The organism is Polyangium sorediatum, assembly GCF_029946465.1.
GTDB classification, from domain to species: domain Bacteria; phylum Myxococcota_A; class Polyangia; order Polyangiales; family Polyangiaceae; genus Polyangium; species Polyangium fumosum.
The window spans coordinates 46,463-71,195 of the sequence record NZ_JARZHI010000024.1 but is presented as its reverse complement, the minus strand read 5'-3'; the positions used below and the strand labels follow the sequence as shown (position 1 = coordinate 71,195).

Genomic DNA, 24,733 nt, shown 5'->3' with positions numbered 1-24,733 from the left:
TGTCGTGATTCCGCGTAATCTTGTCGTGCGAATGAAAACGCACGACGCTCGAAAAGACGAGGCCGCGTGGCACCCGGCGCGCGCGCTCGCGCATCCCGCGTGGTGGATGGCGCTCGCCGTGCTCGCGGGGAATGATCACGTCCTCAAGGGCAGCGGCCTCGTCCCCGGGTTTGTGACGGGCAAGTTGAGCGACGTGGCGGGGTTGTTCCTCGCGCCCGCGCTGCTCGCGACGCTCGTCCGCGCGCGAGGGCGGCGCGCCGTGATCGGCTGCCACGTGGCCGCGGCCGTGGTGTTCTCGGCGCTCGAGCTTTCGGAGGGCCTCGCCGCGGCGTGGGACGCGGCGCTCGTGGCGCTCGGTTTGCCTTTCCAAACCTGGGCGGATCCGACGGATCTGCTGGCGCTTCCTTTCGTGGCGCTCGGCTACCGGGTGCTCACGCCTTCGATGCGGGAGGTTCGAGACGACAAACCGCGGCGTGGGCTTCGGCCGATCGAGATCGTGGCGGCGGCCGTGGGCCTCGTGTTCTGCATGGCGACGTCGGTGGCGCGGCTGCATCAGGTGCGCGTGACCGGGCCACGCGCGAAGATCCTCGCGGACGTGTTCCTCCACGTGCCTTCCGACGAGCCGGAGATGCACGTGCTCCTCCGGCAGCCGATCGTGCGGCTCGATTGTGAAGCCGTGCTCGGGGATCCGAGCCGGCTCCGGCCCGAGATGTTCGGGGGCAAGGTCGCTGGCTCGGGCGTCGTGTTCGCGGGCGAAAACCAGGCGATCGCGCCGTCGGAGCGCTGGGGCGTGGAGCCCGAGCAGAGCTGCAACGCGGCGCTGGTATGGGCAGAGAAGAGCGCGATCTTCTCGTCGGCCACGCTGCCGTGGACCTACGTCGTGTGGGACACGCGGAAGATTCCGATGCGCCCGGTCCATGAGCGCCCCGAGAAGGGGGAGGCGCTGCCGGACGGGGCGCTCGTGCTTCGCGAAGGAAAGAATGGGCTCGAGCTCCGTCCGCAAGGGCCGGTGTGGATCCGGCGCGCGGACGGAGTTCGTTGAAGGTCAAACGGATCCGTACATCGCGGCAAACGCAGCGGCTTCGCCGCGCAAGAGGACGTCGATGCGCGAGCTCGTGTTCGCGTAAGTGTGCAGCTTGCCATTGCGCACGTCGAGCACGGCTGGCACGTATTCGGGGTGCCCTTCGCAGAGGCCGCGCGAGAGGAGCGCGAGGATCACGGCGGTGCGGCGCGGCGTGAGCGGCTCGCTGCGGAAATAGAGCTTGATCAGGTGCGGTTTGCCCGAGAGGACGAGCCCGAGCTCGGGGTTCACGTCGATCTCGAGCGCGCCGAGCGAGAGGCCCGCGCGCGGGGGCTCGAAGAAATTCATCGGGCCCTCGGCGAGGAACGAGCGATATCCGGCGATCACGAGCGGATAATGCTTCTGCCGCTTCTCGTCGTCCTGCGCGCGCGTGACCTCGGTCAGCGTGGAGGCCGGCAGGCCGTTCTTGTGCATCTCGACGATGGCCTCCCGGATCGGACGATAAAAGTCCGTGCTGAGCTCGTCTTTGCGCTCCTTGTACTCGCGCACGCCGGTGAGCTTGGGCGTCCCGGACTTCAGCACGAAATCGACGAAGTACGTCAGCGAGACCTTGTCCATCGGTTCCTCCTCGGTCGCGGAGGCGCGCCGGCCATCCACCGTCGCGCGCCGTCCGTGTCGTTTCCAGATGATAACACGGAACCTCCGTCCGTCACGGTTTTTCATCTTATGACGTGATGAAAAATGTCCTACCGATCGAGAGGATGAACAATGTCCGATCGATTGTCCTGCTCGAACGCGGGGTAGAGCAGGTGTGGCCTGCGGCGATCCGAAAAAGCCTTGAGATCCTGCTCGTAGAGCGCGACGAGGCGCGGCAGATCCTCGCCGCGGACGAGCGCCTCGTGGACACGTGCGTTTCCGAGCAGGGTCAAGAGGCCGGAGGGCTGCCATTCCTCGGGGTGAAGCTTGCGCAAAACGATCGCAATCGCGAGGCCCACGCGGACAGGCTCGATCTGCGCGGGATCGGTGACGTCGAGCGCGACGCCTTCGCAAGGCACGCCGGCGTGCGTGCTCGACGCGGGGGTGAAGCGGACGGGCGAGAAGCGCACGCCGGGGAGGCCAAAACGCGCGAGCTCGGCGGCGAGGCGCGCGCCGGCGAGGAACGGTGCGCCCACGCGCTCGAAGGGCTTGCCCGTGCCGCGCCCGACGCTGACGTTCGTCAATTCGAGCAAGCCCACGCCGGGATACAGGAGGGCTTCGGTCACGCTGCGCAGATTGGGGGAGGGGTTCACCCAGGGGAGGCCGGTCTTGTCGAATCGGGAAGAGCGATCCCAGCCTTCGAGCGGCACGACGTGGAGATCGGCGGCGAGCTTTTTCTCCGCGTCGAAGAGCCGCGCGAGCTCGCCGACGGTCATGCCGTGGCGCACGGGGATCGAATGGTACGCGACGAACGAAGCGCGCCCGGGATCGAGGAGGGGGCCCTCCAGCACCATTCCGCCGAGCGGGTTCGGTCGATCGAGGACGACGAAGCGCAGGCGGCGCTTCGCGGCCTCTTCGAGGGCATATCCCATCGTGCTGATGTACGTGTAAAACCGGGTGCCAGCGTCCTGCATGTCGAAGACGAGGGTGTCGAGGCCGGCGAGCATGGCGTCCGTGGGGCGGCGATCCGCGCCGTAGAGGCTATGGACGGGCAAGCCGGTGCGGGCGTCTTTTCCGCTGGGGACGAGGGCGTCCTTGTCGGCGCCGAGGCCGTGCTCGGGGCTGAAGATGGCTTTGAGCTCGAAGGATTTCGAGGCGGCGAGGACGTCGATCGTGCGCTCGCCGCGCGCGTCCTTGCCCGTGTGGTTCGTGATGAGGCCGATCTTGCGGCCCGCGAGGATGTCGAACCCGCGTGCGGCGAGGATGTCGAGGCCCACGCGGACGCGGGCCGCGGGCGGGCTTGGGGGGATCGCTGCCGCGGCATTCGCGACGTCGCGACGGAGGCGCGCGGCGTCGCCTTTTCCGTCGGGATGGAGGCGGCTCGCGAGCAGGACGACGGCGTCGCCGCGGCGGACGTCGAGCCAGAAGGCGGTGCCCGTGAACCCGGTATGCCCGATCCCGCCGAAGAGCGAGCCGAGCGCGAGGCTCCGCGACGAAGGTTTGTCGGGGCTGCCTTCGGGGAGGGGCAAGGGGAGGAGCTCGGTCATTGCGCGGACGGAGGTCTTCGAGAGGATGCGGCGGCCCTCGAATTCGCCGCCGCCGAGGAGCATGCGGACGAAGCGGCCGACGTCGTCCGCGGTGGAGAAGAGCCCCGCATGTCCGGCCACGCCGCCGAGGGCGCGGGCGCGCGGATCGTGGACCTCGCCGAGGAGGAGTTTGTCCTGGGCGCGCTCGGTGGGCGCCGCGCGCGCGGCGAGCCGGGGCCCGGGGCGGAAGGTGGTGTCCTTCATGCCGAGGGGCTCGAAGAGGTTTTTCGCGGCGAACACGTCGAGGGGCTCGCCCGAGGCGCGACGGACGATTTCGCCGAGGAGGAGGTACCCGAGGTCGCTGTAGACGTGGGCCTCGCCGGGAGGGTGGAGGAGCTTGGTTTTTTGAATGCGGGCGAGGGCGCGGGTTTCGCCGTCGGCGTACGAGGAAATCGCATCGCCGGCCGGGAGGCCGGAGGTGTGGAGCAGGAGGTGGGTGAGGGTGACGCGCGCGCGGTCGTCACCGGTGAAATCGGGGAGCCATTTCTGCGCGGGATCGTCGAGGCGCAAGGTTTGGCGTTCGGCGAGGAGGAGGATCGAGCTCGCGGTGGCCATGGGTTTGGTGAGGCTGGCGAGGTCGAAGACGGTATCGAGAGCCATCGGCGAGGGAGAGGGCTCCTTTGCGCGGAGGCCATAGGCTTTGCGCAGGACGACGTGGTGCGCGCGAACGACGAGGAGAACGGCGCCCGGGACCTCGCCGCGATCGATGGCGCCGCGGACAGCCGCGTCGAGGCGGGATTCGGCGTCGGGCGGGAAGGTGGGGAGGGGGGTTGCGGGGGCGGAGGCGGGAATGGTGACGGGAGCGGGAGCGGAAGCGGTTGCGAGAGCGGATGCGGATGCGGTGGTTTGGTGCTCCTCGGGGCGCGGAGGGTTGGCGCAGGCGGCGCACAGGCTGAGGGAGAGGGCGAGGGCGGGGCGGGACCGCGGGACGACCATCCCCTTCTTTACGCGCCGCCGCGGCGCAACCGTTCGAGCTCGACGCGCAGACGTGCATTTTCCGCCTCTGCTGCGTCGGCCCGTAGACGCTCCTGCTCGGCACGCATGCGCTCCCGCTCGGCAAGCTCAGCCTCCGTCGGGAGGAGCTCGTCCCCGCTGGGCCCGAGACCGACCCGCAAGCGTTGCGCCGCGCCGGTCCCGACCACGCGCACGAAACAACCGAGCACCGTCGAGCGGATACGATCGGCGTTCGTGACCTCGACCTGGACGAGCTTGCCGCGTGCATTTCGCCGGTAAACGCTGAACCGGATGCGGTCGGGAAATTCGTCCGCGTGCGGGTCGAACACGACGAGCTCCTTCACCCCGAGCTCGTCGTAGCGGCGCGGCGCCTGTTCCTGGTCTTTCTGGTTCTCTTCCGCCATCACCTCGAGCGCAAAGCTCGGGACGATGCCGGTCTCCCATACCTTCCAGCATTTCGGCGCACTCTCGGGATCCACTCCCAGGAGGACGTAAAGGTCGGGCGCGACCGTCACCGTCGGGGCGTACTGGACCCAGTAGATGAACTGATCGGACCCCACGAATGCCCGAACCCCCTGCGACGCGAGGAAGCGGGCAAGCAAGGGGCGGAACAGCTCGATGATGAGCGTCTGGAGCGCGCTTTCACCCATGTCGTCGTGGGTCGGGTAGAAGGTCGGATCGTCGGTGCCGAGGTTGCGCGCCGCGTTGCCCATGTCCGAAGGGTACCATGGCAGAGCCTCCGCAGGGAAGGGATCCACGGGATCGGGCGACGCAGCGACAAGAGGGTCGCTCACCGGGCCCTCCTACCACGGGTGCCTCTCGTTCTGTCAAGAAAAACGTTTGTCCACGTGTTCCTGGACGAACCCCGTGGGGTTCCTCGCAGAGCCCCTTGCCATCGCCTTCGCCCCAGGCGATCCTCCTTCCGCTCTCCATGTCCACGCTTCTCCTCCCCCGCCGCCATTTCCTCCTCGGTTCCCTCTCCGCGCTCGCGCTCCCGTCCTGCACCGGGCAGTGTGGTTCGCCGGGGGCGCCGGGGGTCGTGACGCCCGAGGCGGCGCGACCGACGCTTCCGTTTGGCGTGCAGACCGGCGATCCCACGGCCGACAGGGTCGTGCTCTGGAGCAAGACGGATCGGCCGGCGCGGCTCCTCGTGGAATGGGGGACCGATGATCGGTTCAGCGACACGCGAAAGCTCGAGGGGCCCGTTGCCACGGCCGAGAACGATTTCACGGTGCGCATGGAGCTGACGGGTTTGCCGGTCGGGAAGCGGATCCATTATCGCGTGGTCTTCGAGGCGGATGACGTGGGGCGCGCGCGGAGCGTGGAGGCCGCGGGGACGCTGCGCGCGCCGCCGGGGCCGGGGGAGGATGTGAAGATCGTGTGGTCGGGCGATACGGTCGGGCAAGGGTTCGGGATCGACGTGGACCGCGGCGGGATGAAGACGTATGCGTCGATCGCAGAGCTCGCGCCGGATCTGTTCCTTCATTCGGGGGATCGGATCTACGCGGACAATCCCTTGTCGGAGGAGGTCGAGCTGCCCGATGGGTCAGTCTGGAAGAACCTCGTGACGCCGGCGAAATCAAAGGTGGCCGAGACGCTGGAGGATTTTCGGGGCAATTTCGCGTACAACTTCCTCGACGAGCACGTGCGGCGGCTGCACGCGGCCGTGCCGACGATCGTGCAATGGGACGATCACGAGGTGCGCAACAACTGGTTTCCCGGGCAGGTGCTCAGCGATCCGAGGTACAAGGAGCGGCGGGCGCCGGTGCTCGCCGGGTTCGCGAAGCAGGCCATGTTCGAGTATGCGCCGATGCGGCAAGGGCCCATTCATCGGGTGCTTTCGTACGGGCCCCGCGTGGAGGTCTTCGTGCTCGACGCGCGGAGCTTTCGCACGCCGAATGGGCCGAACCGCGAGGAAAAAGAGCCGGCCATCATCTTCGGCGAAGCGCAGATCGTGTGGCTGAAAGAGGCGCTCGTGCGGTCGACGGCGACGTGGAAGATCGTCGCGTGCGACCAGCCGATCGGTCTCGTGGTGCCGGATGGCCCCACGGCGCAGGACGGATTCGCGAACGGGGAGGGGCCGCCGCTCGGGCGGGAGCTGGAGATTGCGTCGATCCTGTCGTTCCTTCAGGAAAAACGTATCCGGAATGTCCTATGGGTCACGGCGGACGTGCATTACGCCGCTGCGCACCATTATGATCCTTCGCGGGCGAAGACGACGAAGTTCGATCCGTTCTGGGAATTCGTGGCCGGGCCGCTGCACGCGGGTACGTTCGGGCCGGCGCCGCTCGATGAGACGTTCGGGCCAGAGGTAAAATTTCAGAATCGAAAGCAGGGGGATCCGCCGGTCGGGCCCGCAGGCGGGAAGCAGTCGTTCGGGATGCTCGTGATCGACGGAAAGACCGGTCGACTTCGTGCTTCGCTGCACGACGGGGACGGCAAGGAGATGTGGGGCGTGGAGATCGAGGCGCAGAGCTGATTCCCGCGCCGCTCGTGCGTATTCGCTTCACCCGTGTCGGGCAGCCCATGATCGACGACGGCGCGCGAGGAACTAGCCTCCGACGCCATGCAAAAGACGCTGGTGCTCGAGGCGCTCGTGTTCGGATCCTTCGTGGCTTGCGACGACAGTTATGTGAGCGGCTGGAGCGAAAAGGACGCACAAGGCGGGAGCGAGCCGTCGATCGTCGCGTCGCCCGAAACGGGCGAAGGTGGGGGCGAAGCCGGCTCGCTCTCGTGCGTCACCGATGGCTTTTGTCACGAGTCGTCCGGCGGCAATTGCCCTTGCAGCGGTACGTGCAACGGCAAGGCCGCTCGTGTCTCTTGTGGATGGAGCACAGGGCAGGCTGCTTGCACTTGCTTCGTCGACGGGGTCGAGGTCGGCAAGTGTTTGCACGAGCCCGGCGCATACCAGTGCGGGCTCGCGACGACCTGCTGCAACCAGTTCTTCCTCTAGGCTAAAGCGCCTTCCACCCGAACGTCACCGCGCCCTGCGGCAAGCGCGGCGGGTCGAGGGCGAGGATGTAATCGACGCGGCGGTTCTTCGCCTCCGCGACCTCGTCCCCCGTCTTCACGATCGGGCTGTGCTCGCCGAATCCCTCCCACGCGACCGGAATCTTCAGGCCGCGGCCGCGGAACCAGGCCGCGATCGCGCGCGCCCGCTTGCGCGAGAGGTTCAGGTTGTGCTCGGGGCTGCCCACCGTGTCGGTATGGCCCGCGATGTAGAGCGCGATGCCCTTGAGATCCTGGTGCTTCGCGAGGGCGTCCTTGACCTTGTCGAGGCTCGCTTCGAGCTTGGGCACCTCGGCGTCGCGGATCTTGTCCGAGTCGGTCTCGAAATTGACCTCCTCGTGGTCGATCTTCACGTTCCACGGCGTGATCGCCACGCCGACGTAGTTGCCCTCGGTGTCGTGGCCCCAGACCTCGATGCGCGAGACCGTCTCGGCCCGGATCGGGCTCCAGTCGACCGCGAGCACCGTGCCCGCCGCCGCGCCCTCGAACGCCTTCGCCGCGTTCGCCAGGATCTTGCCGGATTCGCCGATGACCTGGATCTCGACCTTGCACGCGGATCGCGTGAGCTTGACTTCGAGCCGGTGACCTTCGAGGTCGACGCGCGATCGATCCACGCTGATCTCGAGCTTCTTTTTCGGTCCCGCGGCCGCGCCGGACTTGGGCTCGCACGTGATCGACGGCGCCTTCGGGGCCTCCGCGAGCTCCGTCGGAGCAGGTTTGTCCGGGGCAGGCTCCGTCTTCGCCTCGTCGGCCGGAGGCGGCTTCGGAGCCTCCTCCGTTTTCGGGGGCGGAGGGGTGGGGGGCGTGGACGGCATCGCCTCGGCTGTGGAGGCCTCGGTCGGGGTTTCGGGGTTCGTCTGCGCGCCGCCGCAGCCGCAGGCGAGCGCCAGCAGGGCCACGGGCGCGATCGACGAGGTTCGGAAGATCGCCATGGAGAACGTCTACCAAAACCCGAAGGGCGACTCCAGGTTTTCGTGGCCGTCCCCGGCGGCGCGGATCACTTGGGCCAGTGGGCGACGAGCACGCCGCGGCGGCCATTGCGGAAGATTTCGAAGACGGCGCCGCCCTTTTCCCGGGAGGACGCGTAGCCGCTCAGCGCGCGGTCGGGGCTATCGACGCCGAATCCATTGATGGAGACGAGGACGTCACCCGGCTGGACGCCCGCGAGCGCGTCCATCGAGTCGGGGCCGAGGCGCGAGAAGCGCACGCCGACGGTCTTTCCGCCCTGGAGCACGGGGCTGATGCGCGTGCGGAGGTCGCCGCCGCCGTCGAGGATGTTCTTGCCGAGGTTCGTGCGGACGAGGAAGATGTCGAGCCCAGCCTCGCGGAGCTTCTGGACGCGCGCAAGCAAGGTGTCCGGATCGTGGACCTCGGGATTTAGCGCGGCGAGGACGCTCGTGAGAGCCGGAACGCTCGTGGTGTCGAGCGTGGCCTCTTCGCGCGGCGGAGGAGGCGCAGGCGGCGCGACGTTTGGCTTGGGCAGCGGGGGCTTCTTGGGTTTGCCCTTGGACTTCGCGTGGTGTTTTCCGGCGGGGGGCGGCGCGGCGCGGAGCTCGGTGAGGCGTCGCGCCGTGTCGACGAAGACGAGCGTATTGAACGACAGAATGCCCACCGTGAGGACGGCGAGCGCGACGGGGAGCCAGCGAAGGACCGCCCTGGTGTGCCTCGGCGCGGGCTGTTCGGCGGCCGCGCGCGCGACGACGCGGCTCGCTTTGCGCAGGCACGGATCGCAGGCTCCGGCGCCTGCGACGCCGGGGACGAACGGCTCCTCGCAGAGCTCGCAGATGCGCACTTGCTCGACGTGAGGGGCAGCGCAGGTGGGGCAAGAGGGGGTGCGGTAAGGCTCGGGCGGCATGGGGCACAAGGATATCAAGTTCGGTGCCAGGCCGGTACGAGCGCGTTTTGCCGAAGGAACGCGCGCCTCGTTCGCCAGGATCGGGACATTCCGGCGCGCGGCACGCCGCAGGCTGCCAAAGTGGCAAGCGACCCCAGCGCGGGCTTTTCCGCTGTGGCAGGATTCCGGCCGTGGAGGCCGTTTTGGCGGAATTGACGGGTTCTGCCCCGCGCGGTAGTCGTTCGGGATGGAGCTTCTCCCGGTCGACAAGGCCGAGACCACGACGACGGCGCGGGCGACGGTGCGGCTGTGGCGGCCTGTCCGGCGTGTTTTCGTGACGCAGGTGACGGGTTGCCTCGATGAGCAAGGCGCGAAGGTGATCGAGGCGATGGCGCGCCGAGTCGTGGCGGAGGAGGGAGGGATCTCCGGCTTTCACGACTGGGAGGAGATGACCGATTACGAGTCGCCTGCTCGCGCGCAGTTGACCGAGATGGCGCGCGACCTCGGGAAAGCGAACGATGTCGCCCATTTCCTCGTGCGATCGAAGCTCGTGGGGCTCGGCATCCAGGCGGCGAGCGTGGTGATGGCGGGCGTGCGGGTGCACCATACCCGCGCGGGGTTCGAGGCCGCGCTGCGCGAATGCATCCAGCAGCGAAGCCGCACGGCGTGAGCCTCGCAAGGGCTTCGTGAGTCGATATGGGGGCCAAGGACGGTCGAAAGGGAGACCCCGAGGGGTTCGGGCCGATCGAGGATCAATTCCAGGCGATCTTCGATGATTTTTTCCGCCGCCCGGTGGCGGGGTCGGGGCGGGATCGACGTATCCCGATGCTCGTGTCGCTGGAGGAGGCCGCTTCGGGCGCGAGCAAGGTCATCAAGGCGACGTTCGAGGCGCTTTGCGCCGACTGCAAAGGGGGAGGCGTTCTGAAAGGCGACCTGCCCGGCTTCCATTGCCCCGGATGTCAGGGCAAACAGCGCGTTTCGCAGGAACGGACGCTCACGGTGAAGGTGCCGGCGGGGATCGACGACGGGCAGGTCCTGCGGCTGGCAGGGCAAGGAGACGAGGCGCCGCTGGGGGTCGGGCAGCGCGGGGATTTGATGATCGAGGTGATCGTGGCGCAGCACCCGCGCCTGCGCCGCGAAGGCGTAAATCTGTTCGTCGAGGTACGGATCGACGCGAAGACCGCGCGGCGCGGGGGGCGCGTGAACGTGCCGGTGCTCGACGGTGAGCGCAGGATCGTGGTGCCCGCAGGGACGGTGTCCGGGGCCGAGATGCGGCTCGCCGGGTTTGGCGCTGTGCGCCTCGGCGCCGAGGCCGTGCCCATTCCCGCGGAGGTAACGGCCGCCCCCTATCGTTCACGGAGCGTCGGGGATCACCGCGGAGACCAGATTGTCACCTTCGTCGTGGGAGAGTCGAGCACAGACGGGCAGGACGATACGTCCGAGGGGAGACGCGCCGCGCAGAACCAGGGTCTTTGGAGGACCGGGGTGCTCGCCGCGGCGCTGGTGGCAGCGGTGCTCGGGGCGTTCGTCCTGGGACGCTAGCAGCCGAGGGATCCTGGGCGCGCGAGCGCTGTGACGGCGCGGCAGGATCTGCGCCGCGGCGAGCGTGGAACGGCTTCCCTTCCGTGCGCGAAACGGGTACAGGGGATGTTCGCGGCGCAACGGGCGCCAAATCCTTGTCCGAGATCACCGAAAACGCTCATCGCGCGCGGCGTTTGCCAGCGCGATGACCACGAAGATTCTGGCGCGGAGGAATCATGAAGCGCTCTGCTCGATATGCCACGGCTCTCATCACGCTGCTCGCCGGCTCCACGGCGCGCGCGGGTGACATGGATCTGCCGAACTACCATGCGTACGACGACGCCCCGGCGGTGTCCGTGAGTCCGCTGCAGAGCCTGCACGGAGCGACCGTCGGCGGCGTGACGGGCGTGGACGAGAAGCGCGGCGTGCCGACGTTCTTCTGGGCGCCGAAGGGCGGCTGGATGGCGCCGGGCGCGACGACGGCGTCGCCCGCGTCGTCGGCGCGGCTCTACCTCGAGCACTATGCGTACCTCTACGGCGTGGGCAAGAACGCGATCGACGCGGCCGTCCCCGTGGTGGTGAACGACGTGACGGGCGGGGGCATCATCGTGGTGTTCCGCCAGAACGTCGACGGGATCGAGGTCTTCCAGAACGACGTCAAGGTGCTGATGACGCAGGGCCGCGAGCTCGTGGCGATCGCCGGCAACCTGCACCCGTCCGCGGCCGCCGGCATGAAGCGCGGCAAGAACTTCAAGCTCGACGCCGGCACGGCCGTCTCCCGCGCGTTCAACGATTTCTTCGCGACGAAGGTGCCCGCGGCGGCCTTCAAGAACGCGAAGAAGCCCGCGCACGGGTATGACTTCTACGACCTCACGCCCACGGCCGAGACGAAGGCGGCGCGGATCGAGCTCACGGAGCCGGCGCGCATCAAGAAGATCTACTTCCCCATGCCGGAGCGGCTGGTGTCGGCGTATTACGTCGAGATCTGGGGCGGGCAGAAGGGCACGAGGGCGTCCGAACTCTACGCGTACGTGATCGCGGCCGACGACGGGCGGCTCCTCATGCGCGCGAGCCGGACGCAAGACGCGGCGCACACGTACCGCGTGTGGTCGGACGGCGCGCCGAAGTACACGCCGACGGAGGGGCCGATGGTCGACTACGCCCCGCACCCGACGGGCCTTCCGGACGGCTCGTTCCCGGCGTTCTCGTCGCCGATCCTGGTCACGATGGACGGGTTCAACACGAACCCGCAGGGCACGTTCGATCCGTGGCTGCCGGCGGGCGCGACGGAGACGGTCGGCAACAACGTCGACGCGTACGCCGATCACACGGACCCCGACGGCCTCAGCGCGGGCGATTATCGCGCCGACCTGACGGCGCCGGGCGTGTTCGATCGGACCTTTGATACGAGCCAGGAGCCGCTCGTTTCGCAGGATCAGGTGAAGGCTGCCATCACGCAGCTCTTCTTCGTCAACAACTACCTGCACGATTACTGGTACGACTCGGGCTTCAACGAGGCGGCAGGCAACGCGCAGACCGACAACTTCGGCCGCGGCGGCGCCGGCAACGACCCGATCAAGGCGGAGGCGCAGGATGCGTTCCTGAACGATTTCCCGGCGCTCGACAACGCGAACATGAACACGCCCTTGGACGGGACGTCGCCGCGCATGCAGATGTACCTGTGGTCGCAGACGTTGAGCGCGGGCCTGACGGTGAACCCGGGCAACACCGAATACGTGGTGGGCGACGCCTCGTTCGGGGAGCTGAACTTCAACGTCACGGCGGAGGTCGCGTACGCGCTGGACGCCTCGACCGCCGATTCGGACGGCGGCAACACGGGTACGTTCACCGACGCCTGCCAGGTGCTGACGGCCAATTTTGCGGGCAAGATCGTCCTCGCGGATCGTGGCGCTTGCTCGTTCCAGGTGAAGACGCTGAACGCGGAGGCCGCGGGGGCGGTGGGCGTGATCATCGCGAACAATGCCGTCGCGGCGGATCCGCCGGGGCTGGGCCCCGATCCGAACCAGGCCAGCAACCCCGACATCGGCGCGTTGAGCGTCACGCAGGACGTCGGCACCACGCTGAAGCAGCAGATCGCCGCCGGGACGATCACGGCGACGATGCACCGCTCGACGACGTTCCGCGACGGCACGATCGACAACGGCATCGTGGCGCACGAGTGGGGCCATTACATCCACAATCGCCTCGTCGCGCTCAACTCGGTGCAGGCCCGCGGTCAGGGCGAGGGCTGGGGCGACACCGTCGCGCTGCACATGCTCATTCGCGAGGGCGACGATCCGAACGGCGTGTATGCGAGCGCGGTCTACGCCGGGGGGACGTTCACCGATAGCGCGTATTTCGGGATTCGGCGGTATCCCTACTCGACCAACTTCATGAAGAACCCGCTCACGTTCAAGCATATCCAGAACGGCGAGCCGCTCCCGGTCGGCATCCCCACGCAGCCCGCCGGCGCCACCAACGCCGAGGTGCACAACACCGGCGAGGTCTGGGCCATGATGGTGCTCGAGGGGTATGCGAAGATCCTCGAGGACGTATACGCCCCGACGCCGCGGCACACGTTCGACGAGGCCAAGCGCAAGATGGCCAATTACCTGACCGGCGGCATGCAGCTCGCCCCGGTGAACCCGACGTTCACCGAGCAGCGCGACGGTATCCTCGCCACGGCCGTCGCGTCGAACGTGGAGGACTTCCAGGACCTCGCGACCGGCTTCGCCATCCGCGGCGCCGGTTCCTGCGCGATCTCGCCGCCGCGCAACACGACCACCAACGTGGGCGTGACCGAGAGCTACGTGGCGGCGCCGCAGCCGGTGATCCTCTCGGTGAACCTCGACGACAGCGTGCTGTCCTGCGACAACGACGGCGTCCTCGACAACGGCGAGATCGGCAATGTCACCGTGGTGGTGCGCAACCAGGGCTGGGGGCCGCTCGTCGGCGGTTCGGTCACGTTGAGCTCGACGAACCCGAATGTGTCGTTCCCGAACGGCACGACCGCGGCGCTGCCGACGACGAACATCCTCGCCTCGAACACGATCATCCTCCCGATCGCGCTCGCGGACTCCGTCGCGACGATCACGGATCTGCAGCTCAAGGTCGACCTGACCGCGCCCGGGTCCTGCTCGCCGACGCTTAGCAACTCGAGCGTGCGCAAGGGCCATTTCGACAGCGTGCCGAGCGTGACGGCGAACGAGCTGTGGGAGAGCAACATCGAGACGTGGACGGCGAAAAATGCGTCGGGCCCGAGCAACGCGTGGGCGCGGATCCGGCCGCTCGCGACGTCGTCGAACGTGCTCGCCCACGGCGAGGCCGCGTCGGGCATCTCCGACGAGCGCTACGAGTCGCCCGATCTCGTGGTGGGCAATGGCAACCTGACGATGGCGCTCGTGCACCGTTATCAGTTCGAGCGGAGCGGCACGCCGGCCACGAACTGGGACGGCGGCATCATCGAGCTGAGCCAGGACGGCGGCCAGACCTGGGTCAACATCAACACGTACGCGAACCTCGGCGCGGCCTACAACGGCGACATCGGCTTCGCGCAAGCCGGCAATCCGCTGTTCGGCCAGAAGGGCTTCTTCGGGCAGAGCACGGGCTTCGCGGCCGGCACGAACGTCACGACGAACATCGATCTGAGCAACCAGTTCGCCGGCAAGACCATCAAGCTCCGCTTCCGCATCGGCACGGACGAGGAGGTCGGCACCCTGGGCTGGTACATCGACAGCCTGAGCATCACCGGCCTGACGAACACGCCGTTCTCGGACATCGTGGCGGATGAGGGGAACTGCGACGACCCGAACCAGCCGCCGATCGCGAACGCGGGCCCGGATCAGGTCGTGACGAGCGGCGATCACGTCATGCTCGATGGGTCCGGCAGCTCGGATCCCGATAACGATGCGCTGACGTACGCGTGGACGCAGCAGGTCGGCGCGGACGTGGGGCTGAACGGGGCGAGCACCGCGGCTCCGGACTTCATGGCGCCGACTGTCGTGGCGGATACGCTGTTCACGTTCCAGCTCGCCGTGAACGACGGTCAGGCTTCGGCGGTGGATACGGTCGACGTGCTCGTGCAGCCGCCGGGCGGGACGAGCAGCTCCAGCTCGAGCGGTTCCGGTGGCGCAGGCGGCGCAGGCGGCGGCGGCGGTGCCGGCGGTGAAGGCGGCATGGGCGGTGCTGGTGGCGCCGGTGGCGGCGGCGGTGCCGGCGGCATGGGCGGCGCTGGTGGTGCCGGTGGCATGGGCGGCGCCGGTGGCGGCGGCGGTGCCGGTGGCATGGGCGGCGCTGGTGGTGCCGGTGGTATGGGCGGCGCAGGCGGCGGCGGCGGTGCCGGTGGCATGGGCGGTGCTGGTGGTGCCGGTGGCATGGGCGGCGCCGGTGGCGGCGGCGGTGCCGGTGGCATGGGCGGCGCTGGTGGTGCCGGTGGTATGGGCGGTGCTGGTGGTGCCGGTGGCATGGGCGGCGCCGGTGGTGCCGGTGGCATGGGCGGCGCCGGTGGTGCCGGTGGTATGGGCGGCGCAGGCGGCGGCGGTACCGGTGGCATGGGTGGTGCCGGTGGTGCCGGTGGCGCAGGCGGCGGCAGCGACGACACCGTCGTCCTCGGCGGTTGCGGCTGCTCCGTGCCGGGCGACGAGGCGCCGGCGCGCGGCGTGGGCGCCGTGGGCGGCTTCCTCGCGATGGTGGGCGCCTGGATGGCCAAGCGCCGCCGCAGCAGCAAGCGGTCCTGAGACCCTGCATCGGCGAGGCGCGAGCCCATCGCGCCCCGCCAAACCCGCCCGCGTCGTCCTCGAGATGGCGCGGGCGGCGTCTTTTTGTGGCCCGCCGCGCCTCAGTGTCGCATCAATGCGGGTCCGAGCGGCGCGCGACGACCTCCAGCGCGCCCTCGAACGGCGCGGGCTGGGCCGCGAGGGCGCGGACGAGGTCGTTCATCGAAGGCAGGTCGTCGGCGACGAAGACGAATCGATACACGCCGGGGCTCTTTTGCGTCGAATACACGAAGGCGCGCGTGCGCCCGGCCTCGGCGGTGATCGCGGCGACGGCGGCCGCGCCGAGGGGGCCCTCGAAGCGGGCGAGGTCGGCGACTTCGGCGTGGGTCACGAAAAACGCGCCGCCCCAGTGGGGGCGCGAGGCGAAGAGAGCGACGGTCTCGGGCGCGCGCATGGCGTCGGAGGCGGTGGAGCCGCCGAGCGAGGAGGCCATGGCGGCGCCGTCGAAGGCGTGGAACGCCGGCCATAACCCGGGAGCGACGACGGCCACGAGCGGGCGTGCGTGGGCGAGGGGCGGCAGGCCGTCCGGGAAGGCCTTGCGGACGGCGGCGAGGAAGCCGGGCGCGAAGCCGGGGTCGTGCAGGCCCTTTCCCTCGGCGAGGCGCGCGTCGAGGAAGGGGAGCGCGGCCTTGGCGACGCGGTCGATCGTCGGCTCGGCATACAGGCCCATCGGGGCTTTGAGCTTTTGGGACAAACCCGGCGGATCGAGGCGCCCCATGGCCTTGGCGGTGCCGAGCGCGGTGGCGAGGGCCTCGTCGAGGACGGCATAGGAGGCCGCGGCGAGGGGATCCTTCGTCTCGACGAACGATCGGGAGAGCGCGGCGAGGCGCTCGTCCGTCGCGGCGGCGTGCAGGTGGTGGAGCATTTCGTGCACGACGACGGGGGCGCGGGCCTCGGGGGGTTCGCCCGCGGGCATCTCGATGACGGCGTGGCCGCCGATCTGGCGGGCGGCGTCGACGGAGCGATGGGCGGGGCGGGCCATGAGGTGGAAATGGAGCGGGGCGCCGTCGGGGAGGTCGGCCTGGTAAAACCCGACGAGCGTCTCGACGTGGCCCGTGAGGCCCTCGCGCTGGAAGAGGGCGGCGAGCTTGTCGGCGGACGCCTCGCAATGGGCGCGGCCTTCGCGCTCCCAGTAGCGATCGAATCGAGGGCGAAAATGGTCGACGAGGGCCTGGGCGCGCTGCGCGCCTTGGGGCGACGTGACGAGGCCGAGGTACCGGACGTGCTCGTCGGGCGTGTGGGCGAGGAGGCCGGCGATGGAGAGGCGCGCGGCGACGGAGCGATCGGCGCGGGGCAGCGGGAGGGGCGCAGCGGGGGCGGGGGTGCGGAGCTCGATGCGGCCGTTCCATGATTCGCGGATCTCGCGGAACGTTGCGAGCGCGCGGCGATCCTCGTCGTCCCAGCCGAGATCGTCCCGCCAGAGGGCCTCGTAGGCAGCGCGGGAGCAAGGGTGGCGACCGGCCATGCAATCGAGCTGGTAGACGAGGTTCGGGAGAGGATCGGCGTGGAAGACGAGGCGGAGCTTCGTGCCGCGGGCCTCCCGCTCGAACGAGGCACTTTGCGTGGCCGCGGGCGTCGTGGCGTCCGCGGCGCGTTCAGGCGCGCGGGGCGGGGCGGATGCCTGCGGCTCGGCCTTCGGCGCGGGAGAACACGCGGCGAGGCCGAGGAGAGCGAGGTGGGCGAGGGATCGGGGCGTGAATCGAGGGGCCGGGGGGAAGGCCATGTGCGGTGAGCGTGGATCGAATCGAGCAAGCGCGCTCGCGCCTTGCAGCGGCTTTTTTGCGTGGAAATGGGGAATGGCTCACCCCGTTGCCACGATGTCGTGAAAATGGTGTTCACGGGATTCGTGCTTTCCGTGGTAGGGTGCTCTCTGAAAGGGGATCCTTGCCATGAACAAGATTCGATCTTTTCTTCCCGTCGCGCTCGTTGTGGGGATGGCGACGCTGTCGGCATGCACGGACGAGGGGGAGAACGGGTTCGGAGGGAACGGGGGAGCAGGCGCGACCGGCGGCACGGGCGCCGCGGGCGGAATGGGCGGCGCCGGTGGAATGGGCGGCGCCGGTGGAATGGGTGGAATGGGCGGCGCCGGGGGCGCGGGCGGCTCGATGGCCGCGCCCGACCTGGATACGAGCCTGGTGTGGTACGGGCAGAACCGCGAAGCGCTCGACAAGATGATCGACGAGGCCGGGGTGAACGGCTCGTCCTACGATCCCGCGCAGAAGCCCGTCGCGATTTTCGACTGGGACAACACGGTCATCAAGAATGACGTGGGGGATCTCGTGTTCTTCTGGCTCGTGAAGAACGACAAGATCATGCAGCCGCCGAACAAGGATTGGCGCGCGACGAGCCGCTTCTTGACGAATGAAGCGCGAAACGCGCTGAGCGCGGCGTGCGGGGACCTGGCCGACGCGGGGATGCCGCTGCCGACGAGCACGAACGCGGATTGCGCGGACGAGATTGTTGCCGTGTATACGACGGCGAAGACGGCGGACGCCAAGGCGGCGTTCGAGGCCTGGAACTACCGCACGATGGAGCCGGCGTACGCCTGGGCCTCGCAGATGCAAGCGGGATACACGCCGGCCGAGATGAAGGCATTCGCGGACACGGCGATCGAGGAGGGGCTCGCCGCCGCGGAGGGGGCGAAGCAGACGATCGGGACGACGTCGGTCAATGCCTACGTGCGGGTGTACGATCAGATCAAGAACCTGATCGACGTGATGCAGAAGAACGGGCTCGACGTGTGGGTGCTCTCGGCGTCGCCGCAGCCGAACGTGGAGGCGTTCGCGGAGCGGGTGGCCGTGGGCGCGGATCACGTGATTGCGATCCGGAACCTGCTCGACGGGACGGGGAAGCTCACGTACGACTTCGAGGGCTGCGGGTCGGTCGTGGATGGGTCGGGGAACGACGGCGGCAATCCGGTCGGCAATACGATGATCACGTACATCGAGGGCAAACGCTGCTGGATGAACAAGGTGATCTACGGGGTGACCGGCCCCGACGCCGAGAAGCCGAACGCGGACATGAAGAAGCGTCCCGTCTTCGGCGCAGGCGATTCGGATACGGACATCTCGTTCTTGCACGACGCGACGATGTTGAAGCTCGTGATCAACCGCAACAAGAACGAGATCATGTGCAACGCGTACGCGAACTACATGGACAAGTGGATCGTGAATCCGATGTTCATCCTGCCCAACCCGCAGAAGGCCGCGGCGTACCCGTGTGCGACGACCGGGTGCAAGGACGCGACGGGCGCCGGGGTGGCGTGCGTGAACGAGGCAGGTGAGGTGATCCCGGATCAGATGGATATGGTGTTCTGATCGCGGACGAGCGAGGAGAGGGCTCCGCGCGGGGCCCTCCCCGGGCGTTCAAGGGTTTCGCACGCAACGAAAGCCGAGCCCGGGGACCTCGTAGGTATGAATGGCGGCGCCTCGAAACGCCGTCTGGATGCCGAGGTTCGATCGATTCCAGCCGCCCCCGCGCACGACGTGCACGAGCACGCCGGGCTTCTGCACGTGGGGATCCGTGACCGGGCCTGTGCCATATTTGGCGTACGTGTCGTCGCACCACTCCCAGACGTTGCCCGCGAGGTCGTGGAGCGTGCCGGTGGGCCAGGTGCGGTCGCCCTTCAAATGAGAACGAACGGGCGAGGTGCCGCCGCCGTGGCAGCCGGAGTCGCCGCCGGGCGAGACGAGGACGCCAATCGTGAAATCGGCGTGCTCGCAGGTGGGCTCGTCGTTGCCCCAGGGCCATTTGCGTCCGTCGCCGCCGGTCGCCGCCCATTCCCATTGCGCCTCGGTGGGGAGGTCTTTCCCCTGGGCCTTGCAATACTTCTTGGCCTTGTCCCAGGAGACCTCGTTGGCCGGATGATCGGGGCGGCGAGGATAATTCGCCCATACCTCGAGCGTCTTCGGCGCGTCGCAGGTCTTCGCGTCGACACACGTCTTCATCGCCGCGACGGTGACCTCGGTCGCGTCCATGCAAAAGGGGCGGGTGAGGACGACGCGGTGCGGGCGATCGGAGTCGGGCTGATGCCCTTTGCGCAGGCGGCGCGCGCCGCCGTTCAAGGTAAAACCTTTGCCCATGACGAACCCGTCCGGCCCGGTCTTCGGGATGTAAACCTCGCCGGCAGGGCAATGCGGGACGCACGCGCCCGTGGCCTCGTCGCAGCGCTCGATCGAGGCGCAAACGACGGCGGCGCAGCGGGCGGGTTCGGGCGGCGGCGCAGCCGAGGGGAGAGGCGCGGGCGCAGGCGGCGACGAGGCCGCAGACACGGGCGGGGAGGGCGCGGGAGATGCGTCCGGGGAGGAGCAGGCGGCGGCCCCCAGGAAGAGGGCCGCCGCAGAGGGGAGCAGGCGCGAGGCCAAGCGCGCTCGGGAGGGATCAGTCGAGGCCGAGGCGCGCGCGTGCGTCGGCGTAGGCGTCGCTCACCGAGAAGACGATGAGCTCGCGCGCCTCGGCGTTGCGGCCGATCCAGGTGAGGCGCTCCTTGCCGGAGGCCGGAGGCTGGTTCGTGTGGCCGCCGGCCCAGGCGATGCCCGTGAGCGCGATGTTGGGATCGCCGACCGCGAGCAGGCCCGCGCGCGCGCCCCAGCCGTTCACCGCGGTGTTGAGCGTCGAGGCGCGGTTGCCGATGTTGGCGATGACGTCGGTCGCGAGCGTGCGCACCTGGGGATCGAGGCTCGCCGGGAGCGCCTTGGCGACGCGCGTCGAGGCATCGTTGAGCTTGGCCGGGTCGACGCCTTGCGGGGCAAACCCAGGGCTCAACGCCTTGAGATACGCGGCGAGCAGCGGCCAGAGGTCGATCGGCGCGGTGCGCGCGAAGGCCGTGGCATTCGCCTGGACGACCTTGAGCGCGCGGTGGACGAGGAACGAGCGAACCGCCTCGTTCGTCGCGGCCACGAGCGGCGCGCCGAGCACGATCGTCGGCGGATGCGCGCTCGCCGCGACGCACACCGAGCCGAGCGTGGACGACTGCAGCACCTTGAGATCCTCGATCCCGTAGGCGCGTGCGAGCTCCTTGATCTCCTCGGCGAGGTGCGCCTGCGGGGGCGGGAAGGGCGTCGCGCGGACCGACGTGACGTCGAACGGCACGGCGGTGTCGAGCATCGGCCCGGTGCGCTGCAAGAGGTCGCGGAACGCAGGCGTCATCACGTCGGGAGCGATGAGCTCGTCGAGCGAGATGTCTGCGGCCGCCACGCCCGCGCCCGCGAGCTCGACCGCGCCGCCGTCGAGGGCCGACACGCTGCCACGCGCGATGCGCGCGACCTCGGGCCGGCCGCGCAGGTCGGCGACGGTGGCGACGGTGCTGAAGAGGTACGGCTCGAAGCGGCCGGTGCCGAGCGCGCGCCGCGCGTCGGCGACGGCACGGTCGAGCAGCACGTTCGCGGCCTGCGCCTGATCCGTGCGCTGGTAGAAGCTCGCGAGCGAGCCGAGCGCGACGTCGTCCTTGGGCCAGGTCTTGCGCGCCTGGAGCAAGGTCTGCTCGGCCTTCTTGAGGTCACCCATCGCCTCGTAGATCTCGGCGAGCTGCGTCGTGCGGCGGCACTTCGCCTCGGGCTCCTCGACGTTGTTGATGAGGATCGTCTGCTGCTCGAGGGCCTTCGCCGTATCGCCGAGGTTCTTGTAGAGGTCGACGAGGCGCTCGCGCGCCGCCTCGTTGTTCGCGAAGCGCTTCAAGACCTCCTGGTAGGAGAGCTCGGCGCGCTCGGCGTTCGGGAGCGGGCCGTTGTAGAGGTCGCCGAGGCGCATGTAGAGCTCGGCCTGGCGCTCGGGCTCCGCGACGAGGCGCGCGAGCCGGATCCAGGCCTGCTCCGCGCCGCCCCAGTCGTCTTCCTTCGCGCAGACGTCGGCGAACGCCGTCAGAGCCTCGACGTGGTCGGGGTTCTGATCGAGCGCCGCCGCGAGGGCCTGCTTCGCCGCCGCCGCGTCACCGACATCGGCGAGCGCGCGGCCACGAAGAACCTCCATCTCGACACGCTCGGCCGGATCGGTGACGGCATCGAGGCGACGTTCGAGGAGCGCCGCGAGCTCGGCCCGCGCGCCGCTGGCGACGTAGATCGTCTGCAAGCGCTGGAAGACGTCGAGGTACGAGGGATCGACCGCGAAGACGCTTTCGAAGGCGCTCCGCGCTCGCTCGGTCTCGCTCGTCTTGTCGGCCCAGAGCACGGCCGCGAGGTAGAGGTTGCGCACGCGCTCCTCGGCCGTCGCGCTGGTCTGCGCGGCAGCTTCGAGCGCGGTCGCAGCGCCCACGGCGTCGCCGCTCTGCTCGAGGGCACGCGCACGCTCCAGGTGCACCACGAGGTGACCCGGGACGAGCTCGATCGCCTTGTCGAGCAGCTCGCGCGCCTTCTCGGGTTGCCCCGCGCGCGCCGCGGACTCGGCAGCGCGCAGCGAGAGCGTCGCGATCTCGGAGGCGCGCTCGGTGCGGTTCGCGAGTTCGAGATCGACTTCGAGCGCCGTCGCCTCGTCGCCACGCGCGCGGGCATGCGCCGCCATCTGGCGGAGCGCCCAGAGCCCACGAGGCTCGTTGCGATAGGCGATCTCGACCGGCTCGCGCGTCTCGTCCCAGCCGTGGATGCGGAGACGAAGGCGCGCGGAGAGGTGCGCGTGCGCGATCGCCTCGGGGCCTTCGAGCGTCCGCGCGAGCGTGAAGACGACCGGCTCGAGTTCCTCGTCGCGGCCGCCCGCGATGAGGGCGCTCGCGACGCGGCGGAGCGTCGGCAGGTGCGTCGGCGTCTCTTCGAGGATCGTGCGGCGCCAGAGCAGGCCGCTCGCCGCGTCGCCACGACCGACCTCGTCGAGCTCGGCGAGGCGCTCGTACGCTTGCAGGCGCTCGACCGCATCCTCTGTCGCGCGGGCGTACTGCAAGAGGCCGTCGACGAGATCACTCGTGCCATGGCCCGCGAGCGCCGCGCGGAACGCGCAGAGCGGCGCGAGCAACGTCTCGCCCGCGGCGATGGCTTGCCGCGCGAGGGCCGCGGCCTTCTCGAGGTCGCCGTCGCGTTCGAACTCGAGCGCGGCTTCGAGCGAGAAGCGCGCAGCATCGGGGCCGGTGGACGCCGCGGCGCGCTCGGCGCGCCAGGACGCACGATCCGCGGGGCGCTCCGGCGAGAGGCGCTCGTAGAGCTCCCGCAGGCCGATGTCGTCGGGCCGCGCCGTGAGCGCCTGCGCGAGCAGGCGTGCCCCGTGCGCGGCGCCTTCCGGCGTGATGAGCGCCTCGCGCACGAAGTCGCGGGCCTGCTCGATCGGATCTTCGCTCGCCTGACGGCGGAGGTGGAGCCACTCGATGAGGCCGTCGCGATCGCCCACGCCGCGCGCCGTGCGCTCACCGAGGTGCACGGAGAGCGGGAGGCGCGCGTCGATCTCGGCCGCGCCGCGGAGGAGTTTGTCGCGCTCGTCGTCGATCGAGGTGTCGGGCACCTCGACTTCGAGCAAGCGGATCGCCGCCTCCGTGAGCAGGAGCGCAGCGCGCGTGCCCGGCTCGATCGACTGCGCGAGGCCGGCGAGGACGCTCGACGCGGTCGCCGCGTCGGCGCCGGTCGCGCGAGCGCGCGTGGCGCCTTCGTGGGCCGGATCGGACTGACGCGCGCGATCGTACCCCTCGGCCGCGAGCTCGGCGTCGCCCGCCAGCTCGGCGAGGAGCGCGCTCGCGAGCGCGCTGTCGCGGTCCCCGTCGTCGGCGCCGCGCCACGCAGCGACGGCGCGGGCGACGCTCGCGCCGGCCTTCGACTCGAGGTCGAGCTCGAGCTTCAGCGCGCGGCCCGTGCCGCTGTCGGCCGCGTACTCGTTGTAGCCGAGGATCGCTGCGGCGAGGGCTTCGCTCTCGCCGAGGGATGTGCCGTCGGGACGCGCGTCGGCGAGGGCGCGGCCGAGCGACGCGGAGGCGCGCGCGCTCGGGCTGCCTGCGCCGATGACGCTGGTCGAAGGCGCGTCGGCCTCACGGGAGGCCGCGCTCGCCGCGGCGAGCAGCGGCGCGAGCTCATCGTCGCCCGCGGCTGCTTCGACGGCTTGCTCGAAGAGCTCACGCGAGCCTCCGGTGAGCGCCGTCAAGGAGAGGCGGTCGGCGGCCGAGAACGCGATCGTGTCGCTGCCCTCGACGGCCGCGCGCGCGGCGGCGGCGTCGCCGAGCTCGATCGCGCGGGCCGCGAGGGCGCGCCGCGCGTCGGCGTCGTGCGTGCCGTCGAGCGCGCCGCGCAGGGCTTCGATCGAGCCCGGACGCGTGTCTTTGCTCGCGGCCGCGAGCATGCCCGCGAGCCAGCCCGCGCCGCCCTTGAGGGAGGCTGTGCTGCGCAGGCGCCCGAGGCTCGACACCGCGAGGGACACGTCGCCCGCTTCGAGCGCCGCGCGCGCACGAAGGAGCGCGTCGTACGCGGAGACGACGCCCCGGAGGCCACGCGGCACCACGCCGCGGTGGATCGCGACCTGCGTGAACGCGTCGCGCAGCGCCGAGAGCTCGTTCGCCTCCGGCGCGCGCACCCTCGTGAACGTGTCGTCCGTCGCGCCGAGCGCCGCGCAGAAGCGCTGCACGTGCGGGCGCGGATCCGAGGTGAGCGAGCGTTGCGCCAGATCCATGTACTTCTGCGCGCCGTCCTCGTCCTCCTGGCGGACCCGCAGGACCTCGGCGCCGAGCACGGCCGCGTGGGCGCGCGCGTCCGGCGTCGGCGCGATGCGCGCCTCGGTGTCGAGCACCTCGATCGTGCCTTGCCAGTCCTGATCCCGCGCGAGCAAGCCGCGGATCTGGCGATGCGCGAGCGGAGAGCTCGGCGCGAGCTCGCGCGCCTCGGCTGCGATCGCGCGCGCCGTCTGCTCCTCGCCTGCCATCACGTAGATCTCGGACACCGCCACGAGCGCTCGCGCGCGCGCGGCCTTGTCCTCCATCGCCTCCGCTTCGGCGCGCAGCCACGCGGCCCGCTCGGCCCACGCGTCACGCTGCTGCGTGCGCACGAGGTGCGCGCTCGCGTCCTGCTCGTCGTCGAACTTCGGCGCTCCCGCGACGGGCGCGCGCGAGCGACGCGACGGCGCCACGGGGACATCGTCCACGGGCTCCGCCTCGGCCACGACCGCGGCCACCGGCGTCTCCTCGACGGAAGGCCCTGCGGGCGTGACCGCGTCGTAGGCGCTCTCCTCCACGGCCGATGGCACCTTCGTTTCCTCGACGAGGGCCTCCACCAGCCCGTCTTCCTCGGGCGGCACCGTGGGCATCTCGTGCCGCGTGTCTTCTTTCACGACGCGCGTGCTCGCCTCGCCGATCTCGGGCTCGTTGCGGGCGTTCCGCAGCGACTGCATCAGCTCGTCGGGCACGTGCGCCATGATGGTCGCAGCGTCGTCATCGTCGTCGTCGACGATCGCGTCCTCTGCGAGGTCGATCTCGTCTTGGGGCTCGCTCACGGGGCCTTGA

15 protein-coding genes are annotated in these 24,733 nt (G+C 69.8%); 7 read left to right on the top strand and 8 right to left on the bottom strand.

Annotation, left to right across the window (positions count from 1 at the left end; genetic code table 11):
* Positions 1–31: 31 nt before the first annotated feature.
* Positions 32–1,042 (top strand): hypothetical protein, encoded by a 1,011-nt coding sequence (locus tag QHF89_RS25490; RefSeq protein WP_136969145.1) that lies wholly within the window; start codon positions 32–34, stop codon positions 1,040–1,042.
* A gap of 3 nt (positions 1,043–1,045) precedes the next feature.
* On the opposite strand, the gene QHF89_RS25485 is transcribed toward QHF89_RS25490, so the two are convergent.
* From QHF89_RS25485 to QHF89_RS25475, 3 genes are all read right to left on the bottom strand, one after another.
* Positions 1,046–1,639 carry a hypothetical protein gene (locus QHF89_RS25485; protein WP_136932049.1) on the bottom strand — a complete coding sequence of 198 codons (594 nt, stop codon included), beginning with the start codon at positions 1,637–1,639 and terminating at the stop codon, positions 1,046–1,048.
* A gap of 128 nt (positions 1,640–1,767) precedes the next feature.
* On the bottom strand, positions 1,768–4,179 hold the full coding sequence (locus QHF89_RS25480; RefSeq protein ID WP_136969144.1) for an exo-beta-N-acetylmuramidase NamZ domain-containing protein: 2,412 nt from the start codon (positions 4,177–4,179) through the stop codon (positions 1,768–1,770).
* 8 nt (positions 4,180–4,187) lie between these two features.
* Positions 4,188–4,991 (bottom strand): Uma2 family endonuclease, encoded by an 804-nt coding sequence (locus QHF89_RS25475; RefSeq protein ID WP_136969143.1) that lies wholly within the window; start codon positions 4,989–4,991, stop codon positions 4,188–4,190.
* A 137-nt stretch (positions 4,992–5,128) separates the two neighbouring features.
* On the opposite strand from QHF89_RS25475, the gene QHF89_RS25470 reads away from it, so the two are divergent.
* Together QHF89_RS25470 and QHF89_RS25465 are read left to right on the top strand one after the other, a co-directional pair.
* Positions 5,129–6,676 (top strand): alkaline phosphatase D family protein, encoded by a 1,548-nt coding sequence (locus QHF89_RS25470; RefSeq protein WP_136969142.1) that lies wholly within the window; start codon positions 5,129–5,131, stop codon positions 6,674–6,676.
* An 87-nt stretch (positions 6,677–6,763) separates the two neighbouring features.
* A complete protein-coding gene (locus QHF89_RS25465) occupies positions 6,764–7,150 on the top strand; it encodes a hypothetical protein (protein WP_136969141.1) in 387 nt (128 codons plus the stop codon).
* A 1-nt stretch (position 7,151) separates the two neighbouring features.
* Here the strand turns inward: QHF89_RS25465 and QHF89_RS25460 are convergent, their stop codons facing one another.
* Both QHF89_RS25460 and QHF89_RS25455 read right to left on the bottom strand, forming a co-directional pair.
* On the bottom strand, positions 7,152–8,138 hold the full coding sequence (locus tag QHF89_RS25460) for an OmpA family protein (protein WP_284720924.1): 987 nt from the start codon (positions 8,136–8,138) through the stop codon (positions 7,152–7,154).
* A gap of 65 nt (positions 8,139–8,203) precedes the next feature.
* Positions 8,204–9,061: a hypothetical protein gene (locus QHF89_RS25455; protein WP_136969140.1), complete on the bottom strand. Its 858-nt coding sequence runs from the start codon at positions 9,059–9,061 to the stop codon at positions 8,204–8,206.
* A gap of 226 nt (positions 9,062–9,287) precedes the next feature.
* Between QHF89_RS25455 and QHF89_RS25450 the strand changes: the two genes are divergently transcribed.
* From QHF89_RS25450 to QHF89_RS25440, 3 genes are all read left to right on the top strand, one after another.
* Positions 9,288–9,710 (top strand): hypothetical protein, encoded by a 423-nt coding sequence (locus QHF89_RS25450; protein ID WP_136969139.1) that lies wholly within the window; start codon positions 9,288–9,290, stop codon positions 9,708–9,710.
* 26 nt (positions 9,711–9,736) lie between these two features.
* The gene (locus tag QHF89_RS25445) at positions 9,737–10,582 is read left to right on the top strand and encodes a DnaJ C-terminal domain-containing protein (protein WP_136969138.1); all 846 of its coding nucleotides are present in this window, start codon (positions 9,737–9,739) and stop codon (positions 10,580–10,582) included.
* 215 nt (positions 10,583–10,797) lie between these two features.
* Positions 10,798–15,297, top strand: coding sequence for a M36 family metallopeptidase (locus QHF89_RS25440; RefSeq protein ID WP_136969137.1), 4,500 nt, complete (start codon positions 10,798–10,800; stop codon positions 15,295–15,297).
* A gap of 112 nt (positions 15,298–15,409) precedes the next feature.
* On the opposite strand, the gene QHF89_RS25435 is transcribed toward QHF89_RS25440, so the two are convergent.
* Complete coding sequence (locus QHF89_RS25435) at positions 15,410–17,059, bottom strand: hypothetical protein (RefSeq protein ID WP_136969136.1); 1,650 nt, start codon at positions 17,057–17,059, stop codon at positions 15,410–15,412.
* A gap of 166 nt (positions 17,060–17,225) precedes the next feature.
* Between QHF89_RS25435 and QHF89_RS25430 the strand changes: the two genes are divergently transcribed.
* A complete protein-coding gene (locus QHF89_RS25430) occupies positions 17,226–18,653 on the top strand; it encodes a haloacid dehalogenase-like hydrolase (protein WP_284720923.1) in 1,428 nt (475 codons plus the stop codon).
* A gap of 48 nt (positions 18,654–18,701) precedes the next feature.
* Here QHF89_RS25430 and QHF89_RS25425 read toward each other — a convergent pair whose 3' ends face one another.
* Together QHF89_RS25425 and QHF89_RS25420 are read right to left on the bottom strand one after the other, a co-directional pair.
* The gene (locus QHF89_RS25425; protein ID WP_136969135.1) at positions 18,702–19,607 is read right to left on the bottom strand and encodes a formylglycine-generating enzyme family protein; all 906 of its coding nucleotides are present in this window, start codon (positions 19,605–19,607) and stop codon (positions 18,702–18,704) included.
* A 109-nt stretch (positions 19,608–19,716) separates the two neighbouring features.
* Positions 19,717–24,723, bottom strand: coding sequence for a tetratricopeptide repeat protein (locus QHF89_RS25420; RefSeq protein ID WP_136969134.1), 5,007 nt, complete (start codon positions 24,721–24,723; stop codon positions 19,717–19,719).
* Positions 24,724–24,733 lie beyond the last annotated feature (10 nt).

What these genes read in the sequence shown, in the direction of transcription:
- QHF89_RS25460 (WP_284720924.1), bottom strand. Translation starts at nt 8,138, where the DNA reads ATGGCGATCTTCCGAACCTCGTCGATCGCGCCCGTGGCCCTGCTGGCG.
- QHF89_RS25430 (WP_284720923.1), top strand. Translation starts at nt 17,226, where the DNA reads ATGAACAAGATTCGATCTTTTCTTCCCGTCGCGCTCGTTGTGGGGATG.
- QHF89_RS25485 (WP_136932049.1), bottom strand. Translation starts at nt 1,639, where the DNA reads ATGGACAAGGTCTCGCTGACGTACTTCGTCGATTTCGTGCTGAAGTCC.
- QHF89_RS25440 (WP_136969137.1), top strand. Translation starts at nt 10,798, where the DNA reads ATGAAGCGCTCTGCTCGATATGCCACGGCTCTCATCACGCTGCTCGCC.
- QHF89_RS25445 (WP_136969138.1), top strand. Translation starts at nt 9,737, where the DNA reads ATGGGGGCCAAGGACGGTCGAAAGGGAGACCCCGAGGGGTTCGGGCCG.
- QHF89_RS25480 (WP_136969144.1), bottom strand. Translation starts at nt 4,179, where the DNA reads ATGGTCGTCCCGCGGTCCCGCCCCGCCCTCGCCCTCTCCCTCAGCCTG.
- QHF89_RS25435 (WP_136969136.1), bottom strand. Translation starts at nt 17,059, where the DNA reads ATGGCCTTCCCCCCGGCCCCTCGATTCACGCCCCGATCCCTCGCCCAC.
- QHF89_RS25465 (WP_136969141.1), top strand. Translation starts at nt 6,764, where the DNA reads ATGCAAAAGACGCTGGTGCTCGAGGCGCTCGTGTTCGGATCCTTCGTG.
- QHF89_RS25490 (WP_136969145.1), top strand. Translation starts at nt 32, where the DNA reads ATGAAAACGCACGACGCTCGAAAAGACGAGGCCGCGTGGCACCCGGCG.
- QHF89_RS25470 (WP_136969142.1), top strand. Translation starts at nt 5,129, where the DNA reads ATGTCCACGCTTCTCCTCCCCCGCCGCCATTTCCTCCTCGGTTCCCTC.
- QHF89_RS25455 (WP_136969140.1), bottom strand. Translation starts at nt 9,061, where the DNA reads ATGCCGCCCGAGCCTTACCGCACCCCCTCTTGCCCCACCTGCGCTGCC.
- QHF89_RS25450 (WP_136969139.1), top strand. Translation starts at nt 9,288, where the DNA reads ATGGAGCTTCTCCCGGTCGACAAGGCCGAGACCACGACGACGGCGCGG.